The organism is Blautia sp. HA9023, from assembly GCF_056504095.1.
Map to the genome: position 1 here is coordinate 341,590 of NZ_JBWLUR010000009.1, position 9,792 is coordinate 351,381.

General features: G+C 40.0%; 4 protein-coding genes. All 4 read left to right on the plus strand.

Annotated features, from left to right (window positions below; translation table 11 throughout):
* The first annotated feature begins 34 nt into the window (after window positions 1–34).
* The 4 genes from AC04Q6_RS15415 (at window position 35) to AC04Q6_RS15430 (ending at window position 9,624) form a co-directional block, all read left to right on the plus strand.
* Window positions 35–2,137: a DNA topoisomerase 3 gene (locus AC04Q6_RS15415; protein WP_118071414.1), complete on the plus strand. Its 2,103-nt coding sequence runs from the start codon at window positions 35–37 to the stop codon at window positions 2,135–2,137.
* On the plus strand, window positions 2,127–8,858 hold the full coding sequence (locus AC04Q6_RS15420; protein WP_119248194.1) for a SpaA isopeptide-forming pilin-related protein: 6,732 nt from the start codon (window positions 2,127–2,129) through the stop codon (window positions 8,856–8,858). Before AC04Q6_RS15415 ends, AC04Q6_RS15420 begins: the two co-directional genes overlap by 11 nt.
* A 63-nt stretch (window positions 8,859–8,921) precedes the next feature.
* Window positions 8,922–9,392: a helix-turn-helix domain-containing protein gene (locus AC04Q6_RS15425; RefSeq protein ID WP_117592951.1), complete on the plus strand. Its 471-nt coding sequence runs from the start codon at window positions 8,922–8,924 to the stop codon at window positions 9,390–9,392.
* A gap of 130 nt (window positions 9,393–9,522) precedes the next feature.
* Entirely contained in the window at window positions 9,523–9,624 is a 102-nt protein-coding gene (locus tag AC04Q6_RS15430) for a putative holin-like toxin (protein WP_015524590.1), read from the plus strand.
* The last annotated feature ends 168 nt before the right edge of the window (window positions 9,625–9,792 follow it).

Here is a 9,792-nt window from a genome sequence, read left to right on the forward strand (position 1 = left end):
ATTACAGCGACAGGTGCAGAAAGGAGATAGAAAATTGCAGCTTGTAATTGCGGAAAAACCCAGCGTAGCCAGAAACATTGCGAAGGTGCTTCATGCCACAAACGTAAAAGATGGCTATCTGGAAGGAAAAGAGTATCTGGTTTCCTGGTGTATTGGGCATTTGATTGAACTGGCCAGTGCAGATCAGTACCGGTATGACTGGAAAGCATGGAAATATGAAACACTTCCCATGATCCCGGAGAATTGGAAATATCAGATTAAAGAAAGTACCAAAGGGCAGTTTCGGGTTTTAAAGGAACTGCTTCACAGAGCAGATGTCACAGAAATTATATGTGCAACAGATGCAGGAAGAGAAGGGGAGTTGATTTTCCGTCTGGTATATAACCAGGCAGAATGTAAACTTCCCTTTAAAAGACTGTGGATTTCTTCCATGGAGGAAAAAGCAATTCTGGAAGGATTTCAGCAGATGAAAGATGGACATGAATATGATAATCTTTATTATTCTGCGGTGGCGAGAAGTGAAGCAGACTGGCTGGTGGGAATTAATGCCACCAGACTGTTTACGGTGCTGTATCACCATCGGTTGATTGTAGGTCGGGTGCAGACACCTACACTTGCAATGCTGGTGGAACGGGAAAAGAGCATCGAGAACTTCCAGAAAGAGAAGTATTATCTGGTTCATCTTCTGATGGATGGATTGGATGCTGTAAGTAACCGGATAAAAGAGAAAAGTGCTGCCGTTCAGATGATGGAGGATATGAAGGATGAAACTGCACAGATTCTTTCAGTAAAGAAAGAGAAGAAAAAGGTACAGCCGCCGAAATTATATGATCTGACCACATTACAGAGGGAAGCAAATCGTCTTCTTGGATTTACGGCACAGCAAACCTTGGACTATACCCAAAGCCTTTATGAGAAGAAACTGGTGACGTATCCAAGGACGGATAGCCAATATCTTACAGATGATATGGAAGAAAATGCGTTTTTGGTTATTGATGCGGTAAATAGAGTATTTCCAGAAATATCAATGAAGGGTTCGGAACCAGAGATAAAAAGACTTTTAAACAGCAAAAAGGTATCAGATCATCATGCAATTATACCAACGGTAGAAATTGCAAACACGGATTTAAAAGCACTTCCGGGTGGAGAAAAAGAAATTCTTATGCTGATTGCATCAAAGTTATTATGTGCATCGGAACAGGAATACATATATGAGAGTATTAAGACTGAAATTTCCTGTCATGGAGAACTGTTTACTGCATCTGGAAAGAATGTTCTCCAATATGGATGGAAAGAAGTGGAAGAACGGTTCTTTAAATCATATGGGAAAAATGCAGAAAAGCCAGAAGAGGAGGAAAGTGATTTTCCAGATATAAAAATAGGACAGGTATTTGAATGTGTTGTTGTAAAATTTAGTGAACATTTTGCAGCACCGCCGAAACATTATACGGAGGATACGCTCCTTAGTGCCATGGAACACGCTGGAAGTTCGGATACGATAGAAGACGCAGAGAGAAAAGGGCTTGGAACTCCGGCTACCAGGGCAGCGATTATTGAAAAACTGATTGAGAAAGGCTTTATTGAGCGTAAAAAGAAGCAGATATTACCTACAGCAGATGGAAGAAATCTGATCAGGATTCTTCCGGAAATGATCAAATCACCAAAACTTACAGCAGAATGGGAAAATGATCTGACACTGATTTCCAGAGGCCAGAAAAATGTAGAAGAATTTCTCTTCGAAATTGAAAAAATGGTTACCAAATTGGTAAGTGATAATGGACAGCCAGTGGAAGAATACCAGAAACTATTTTCAGATGGTCGGAAAGAAATTGGAAAATGCCCAAGATGTGGCAATAAGGTTTATGTGGGAAAGAGAAATTATTATTGTTCAGGAAGTGATTGCAGTTTTACTTTATGGAAAAATAACCGATTTTTTGAGAGTCAGGGAAAAATACTTGATGAAGCAACTGTCAGGAAGCTGCTGAGTGAGAAGCAGGTGCATTTCAAAGATCTGGTATCAGAGAAAACAAAAAGGAAGTATGAAGCAACTATAAAGATGGAGGTTTCAGAAACCGGAAATCCAAAGTTTCAGTTGATTTTCCCGGAACGGAAGAAAGGAAAAAAGAATGAAGAATAAAAAAAATATGAGAAGATTTTTGTCGGGATTCTTGGCAATGCTTACAGTGTTATCTACAATTCTATCTCCAATACTGTCCTATGCGGCAGATGTAGTGCCAGAAGAGCCACCGTTATACGAAAAGGTAAAAAATGAACTTGATGCAGATGAGGTGGTAAAAGCAAAAGATCTGGAACTGGAAACAGGCAGTATTTTTGAAGTGGAGAAAGATTTTACCGGACTGGAAATACCAGATGAAAAAAAGGTGAAGATCACTTTCCATGAGGCAAAAAATGAGGAAAAGCAGGACTTTACAACAGATTACGAAGATACATACAAAGCTGTTTATTATGTAGAGCCAGTAAGTGGCCACCCAATTTATCAGATCAATCGTAAGCTGATTGTAAAGGAAGCGGTGGTGCAGGTTGCTGAATCTGAGAATCAGGAATCTGTAAGCAACCAGGAAGATGAGAATGAAGCAGAAGGCGAGGAACCAGCCATAGGCACTGCAGAGAGTGAAGAACCTGTGCAGGATGAGGTAAATGTAGAAATTCCGTCAGAGGATGAAATCTATGAAGAAGTAACTCCGACAGAAATTCCGGTTGAGGAAGAGCCAATAGATACACCAATCCCGGAAAACCCGTCTGAGGAAGTTTCAACAGAAGAACCTGCCATAGATGATAATCCGGATACAGACAGCACATTTGAAGAAATTACAGATACAGATCCGGAAGAAATGCCAGAGGCGACAGACGACTCTTTTACAGATGGAACAGAGAAAACAGAAGATGCAGATGGAAATTATCAGGTAAATATTGTTCGTGGAGAGGAATTTCATATTGAGCTGAACCATGAAGATGGACAGTATCAGCCAGGAGAAACCGTTGTATTTTCCGGAGATATGCCGCAAGGCAGCTTAATTGCAGTAGGAACAACAAAAGTACAGGCAAACCAGACAGAGAATACAGAAGATTTATTGTATTCAGAGGTGACTTATCACGAAGAATCGGATAAATTCAGTTTTGAAATGCCAGCAGATGACATTGACCTAAGTGTTTCCATGGATCAGGCAGAAAACGGTATCATGTTACTTGCAACCGATACTCCATGGGATGATGCAACAAATATTGAAGCAAATAAATATTACTATTATTCAGATGGCCAGCTTCATCCGTTTGATACAGTTATGGGACAGGGTGGAAATGACAGCTACAAATATGTTCGTTACAAAGCAGACGGAAAGACTTATACAGTAAATGCGTATTGTATGCAGCACTCCATGCAGTCACCTCCAAGTGGGACAACATATAAAAATATGGTTGAACTGGATGAAGGCGGAGATGATAAATATTTGAGAAAAGCCTTATTCTATGGATATGGCGGTCCAGGATGGGGACATACATTCAATGGATATAATGTAAAATCCATTATGGAAAAATATGGATGCAGTTCTGAGACAAGAGCCATGCAGCATTACCTGGTTGACTATTTATATGATGGCGAATCCGGATTTGGAGGTGCGCTTTCTACAACCGCTAAAAATATGCTGAAAGAGATTAAAGCAGCTCTTGCTAAAATGCCTGATCCGACAGCAATGAAACTTCTTCCAGGACTTTCCGTTAATGCAACGGGAAAGGAAACAGAAAGTTTTACCTGGAAGGCAAATGAAGCATTTACCATTACCATTCATCTGGAGAACGGAGTAAGCCTTGTTAATGAAACCACAGGAAAAACGGCATCTGGAAATGTCACTGTAAAGGGTGGAGAGAAATTCCATCTTGTAGCTACAACAGCCAATATGGGTAGCCTGAAAGGAAAGTATGCGATTACATCTAATTTCCCTTTGGATTTCCATGCAATGCTCTTAAAATTGGAGAGTTCACAGGACATTGGTTTTGGCTACTATACAGATTCCTCTGACCTGCAGATTACAGTTGACTGGCCGGAAGAAGCAGTTATTGAAATTACAAAGAAAGATGGAGATACTGGAAAAAATCTAGCTGGAGCCGTGTATGGGGTATATAGTGATAACGCCTGCACAAAGCTGATTGCTAAAATGCCGCCAACAGACAGCAATGGTTCTTCACGTGTAACTCTTACTAAGACACAGGATACAGTTTACTTAAAGGAAATTACAGCACCAGAAGGTTATGTTGTCCAGGCTTCCTCTTATGGAGTGAAATTAGTAGTTGGCAGTACGACCAAACAGACTGTAACGGACAAAGAGCAGAAAGGAAATCTGACCGTTTATAAAGAGGGTGAGGTTTTCGTAGGAGCTGTATCTGATGAAAATGGAACTTTATTCCAGTATGAGAAACGCCGTCAGAAAGGAGCCGTTTATAACGTATATGCTGCCGAGGATATTGTAACAGCAGGTGGAAAAACAGTTTACAAAAAAGGCGCAGAAGTAGCGAAAAATCTGATCACAGGTGAGAACGGTTCTGTAACGGTAAAGAATCTTCCGCTTGGAAGCTATAATGTAACAGAAGCACAGGCCCCGGAAAATTTTTATAATGCAAAAGAAACAAAAAAAGTAACCATTTCTTATGCAGGGCAAACTGCAGAAGCGGCTTTCTCAGAGACTACCTTTACAAATGACCGTCAGAAAGCAGTGGTGCAGGTGATAAAGAAAGACAAAGATACTGAAAATACACTATCCGGAGGGCATTTTGCTCTGTTTGCAGCGCAGGATATGAAAACTGTGGATGGAAAAGTAGCAGTAAAAAAAGATGCTCTGATTGAGACTGCAATTACTGGTACTGATGGAAAAGCAGCATTTAAAGCAGATCTTCCAGTGGGATTTTCTTATTATGTAAAAGAAGTCCAGGCTCCGGCTGGTTATGTCAGAAATGAGAAAGATACTTATTCTTTCCAGTTCAGTTATACCAATGATGAACAGGCAAAAATTTCTTTCAGTCATACTTTTGTGAATGACAGGGTCAGTGCTGCAATCTCTTTGAATAAAAAAGATGCCGAGACAAAAGAAAATAAGGCACAGGGAGATGCTTCCCTGGAAAATGCGGTGTATGGACTTTATGCAAGAAACGACATTACCCATCCGGATGGAAAGACAGGCGTTATTTATAAAGCCGGAAGCCAGATTTGTACGCTAACTACCGATAAAGAAGGAAAAGCAAGGATAGAGAATCTTTATCTTGGAGAGTATTACATCAAGGAAATTACCCCATCCGTAGGATATCTGGCAGACGAGCATGAATATGATCTTGTATGCAGTGATGAAGGTGATCTGACAGCGGTTGTAGAAAAAGAGTGTACCTCACTGGAAACGGTGAAGAAACAGCCGTTTGAACTTATTAAAGCTGCCAATAATGGAGACACAGATGCTGCATTACTATCCGGAGCTGGATTTAGTGCATATCTGGTATCTTCTTTGGTGGTAAAAGAGGATGAAAATTATGATTTTTCCTCTGCAGAGCCGGTTGTGATCGGTGAAAATGGAGCAACGGAAATTTTTACAAATGAAAAAGGCTATGTAAAATCCATTGCAATTCCATATGGAACATATCTGGTGAGAGAAACTACAACACCCCATAATTACAAACCTGTAGATGATTTTATTATCCGGATTACAGAGAATAAACCAACAGAGCCGCAGACATGGAGAGTTCTTTTGGATAAAGAATTTTCTGCAAAACTGAAAATTATCAAACAGGATGATGAGACTAAAAAATCTGTTCTAATTCCGGGAACAGAGTTTAAAATTTATGATATGGATCATGAAAAATATGTAGAGCAGGTAACTACATATCCGACAACCGTTACACATATCTCTTATTTCACAGATACAGATGGATATCTGATCCTGCCGCAGAATTTAAAAATCGGTCATTATAGAATCGAAGAGGTAACAGCACCGGACGGTTATACCATTAACAAAAATTATGTCGAAATACAGGTGGACACCAATACCCTGTATCAGACTGATCCGATATCAGGTGATGCAATCATTGAAGTTGTATATGAGAATCATCCGGTGAAAGGAAAACTCACTGTACAGAAAAAAGGAGAGGTTCTTTCGACCTATAAGAATGATTTTAAGTATGAAGTTCAGAATCTTTCCGGTGCAGTATATGAAGTGTATGCTGCAGAGGATATTTATACAGCTGATTTCCAGAAAGATGACACAGGAAAAAGAATCCTGAAATATGCAAAGGGTGAAAAAGTTGCAGAACTGACAACGGATGAATCCGGAAAAGCAGAGCTTGATAATCTGCCTCTAGGAGAATACAAAGTTGTAGAAAAGACTGCACCGGAGGGATTTGTATTAAATGAAGAAGAACAGAAGATTTCTTTCGTCTATGCAGACCAGGATACACCAGTGATCTCACAGAGTGCAGAGTTTATAAATGACCGCCAGAAAGTAGAAGTGTCAGTTGTGAAAAAAGATGCTGAAAATGAGAAAGGGCTTTCTGGAGCAGAGTTTGGTCTTTACGCAAAAGAGGATATAAAAGCAGGGGATAAGGTACTGGTAAAAGCAGACGAACTGCTTACAAAAGCGGTAACAGGTGAAGATGGAAAAACTGTTTTTGAGCAGGATCTGCCATTTGGAACTTATTATATAAAAGAACTGGCAGCACCAGATGGTTTTGTATCTTCAGATGAGCAGATTGAGGTGACTGCGAAATATCAGGGACAGGAAGTAAAAACAGTAAAACTGGAAACCGTTTTTAAGAATGAGCCGACAACAACTGAATTTACGAAATCAGATATTACAACAGGTGTGGAACTTGACGGAGCAACACTGACGGTTTTGGATTCAGACGGAAAAGAAGTAGAAAAATGGACTTCTGTAAAAGGAAAAGCTCATGTAATAAAAAGACTCCATGTGGGAAAAACCTACACACTTCGGGAAGAGTTTGCACCATATGGTTATCTGCAGGCGGAGGAAGTGAAATTTACAGTTTCTGATACTGCAGATGTTCAAAAAGTAGAAATGAAGGATGCTGTTCCGGTTGGACGAATCATCATCAATAAAAAAGGTGAATTTGTCAAAGAAGTTACCTGGAAAGATATGCTGGCAGGCGGCATGGACGCAGCATTTGGCTATGTTACAGGTTCTTTGAAAGATGTTACTTTTGAAATTTATGCAGCGGAGGATATCAAGGCTGCAGATGGGGAAAGCAGTGATTATTATAAAAAGGACGAACTGGTAGCAACAATTACGACAGATGCTCTTGGATATGCAAGATCAGAAGATCTTCCTTTAGGCAAATATTATGTAAAGGAAAAAGAGACGGCGGATGGATATGTTCTGGATGGAGAAATCAGAGAGGTTGATCTGACTTATCGTGATCAGAATACTCCGGTTGTGACTTATGATGAGGACTGGCAGAATAACCGCCAGAAAGCAAAAGTAACTGTAGTTAAGAAAGAAAAAAATACAGACCGTGTTCTGGAAGGCGGAGTATTTGCACTTTATACAAAGAATGATATTTTAAATGCAGAAGGCGAAGTAATCCTGAAAGCAGATACCATGATCGAGCAGAAAGCTACGGATCAGGATGGAAGGATTGTATTTACGGCAGATCTTCCAATCAATGGCAGCTACTATGTAAAAGAAGTGCAGGCTCCTGCTGGATTTGTGACAACAGAAGAAATCAAGGAATTTGATTTTGCTTATGCGGGAGAAGAGGTTGCAGAAGTATCCTTTGAGTTCACTTATGAAGATGAGCCAACTACTTTTGAAATCACAAAATCAGATATTACAACCGGGGAAGAATTACCAGGTGCAAAACTGAAAGTATCCGATTCAGAGGGAAACGTTGTGGATGAGTGGACATCCGGAAGCACACCACACATCATTAAGGAACTGGAAGTTGGAAAGAAATATACATTAACAGAGACAATTCCTGCTGATGGCTATGCAACTGCAGAATCCATTACGTTTGTAGTAGAAAATACTGCAGATATACAGAAAGTAGAAATGCAGGACGATACAACAAAAATTCTGATCAGTAAAGTTGATATGACAGATGGAAGCAGCGAGGTCAAAGGTGCTAAACTGTATATTCTTAATGAAAACCAGGAAGTTATGGAAAGCTGGACATCTGGTGATCAGCCCCATTATGTAGAGAAACTTCCAATCGGTACTTATACATTATTGGAGGAAACAGCACCGAAAGGCTATATTGTGGCAAATAAAGTGACATTTGAGGTTAAGGACACCGGAGATGTTCAGGGAGCCAAAATGGAAGATGAACAGGCAATGGGCAAGGTAATCTTAAATAAAACAGATAAAGACACCAAGAAGCCAATGAAAGGTGTAGAATTTGCCCTTTGTGACAGTAAAGGTAAAGTTCTGGAAACTCTGGTAACAGACAGTGCCGGCCATGCAGAATCAAAGAATTATCCGATTGCGACTTTTAAGAATGGGCAGTATAAAAAAGCAATCACATATATCCTGAAAGAAACAAAAACACTGGATGGCTATCAGCTTGATGAAACCGAGCATAAGATTCAGTTTGAATATGTCAATGACCGTACTCCTGTGATTGAATATACTCTGGATCTGACAAATAAGAAAGCTCCGGAAAAAGACACTCCGGAAACATCAGAAAACCAGGGAGTCAGCACTCCTGTTTCCCATGGTTCTGATGCGACTTCTGTATCCAATTCACCAAAAACAGGAGATAATACAAATATTGCTATTTTTGTGCTGGCGCTTGCAGTATCAGCAGGATGTCTGGGAACTGTAGTGACAGTTAAGAGAAAACGCAAATGATAATATAAATAGTGTTCTGGGGCTGTGGTTACTGCACAGCCCCATTTTGAAAAGGAGAAGAAATTGAAATTAGGAGCAAGAATAAGAAAAATCCGTATGTTTCGCAATATAACTCAAAAAGAACTGGGGCGCAGGTTAGGGTATGGAGAAAATAGTGCAGATGTGAGAATCGCCCAATATGAAAGCGGACAGCGTACACCGAAGCAGGAAACGCTTATCCGGATAGCAGAAATATTGGAAGTTGATGTCCGAAATTTTTTAAGTCCTGGAATTGCGACAATGGACGAATTAATGGAAACTTTATTCTGGATGGATGAAGAAAATAGAGGGCTTTTTCATCTGTTCCTGCTAAATGATTCAGAAAGTGAAATAGTTGGAATCACAATGAGGGATAAAAAAACAATGTCTTATCTGCAGGAATGGATGGGGAAAAAGCAGAAACTGGGCGATGGAAGAATTACAGAAGAGGAATATCTGGAATGGAAACTGCATTGGCCAGAGGATAAGAGAAAAACAGAATATAAAACCGTATGAAGTAAAAAGGAATTGCTTTGCGGAGAGTTACCTGTTAGAATATTACTGGAGCAACCGTGTACAGGGTTGGTAAAAACCTCCTGGATTTTCAGATTCCGTTAAGGGATACAGAAGAAGGGAGGTGGAGCGAATGGATACATACGAAGTCTTGAGCTTATTGTTCTTAGGCGGTACGTTTCTGATTGCTTTGCTTGCCTATTTGGATAATAGGGACAACAAGCGAAAAAAATAGCCTACCCTGTCTGCCAACAGGATAGGCAGCTCTCTTTGAGAGCAAAATAAATTAAAACCTAATCCAGGAGCATCCACCTTGTGGGCGGTTACTCTTTTCAATTAGAATATAGCATTTTCTCTCCGAAAAGTAAAGTACATTTTATGCAGCCAATTCTAAAAAGAGTGG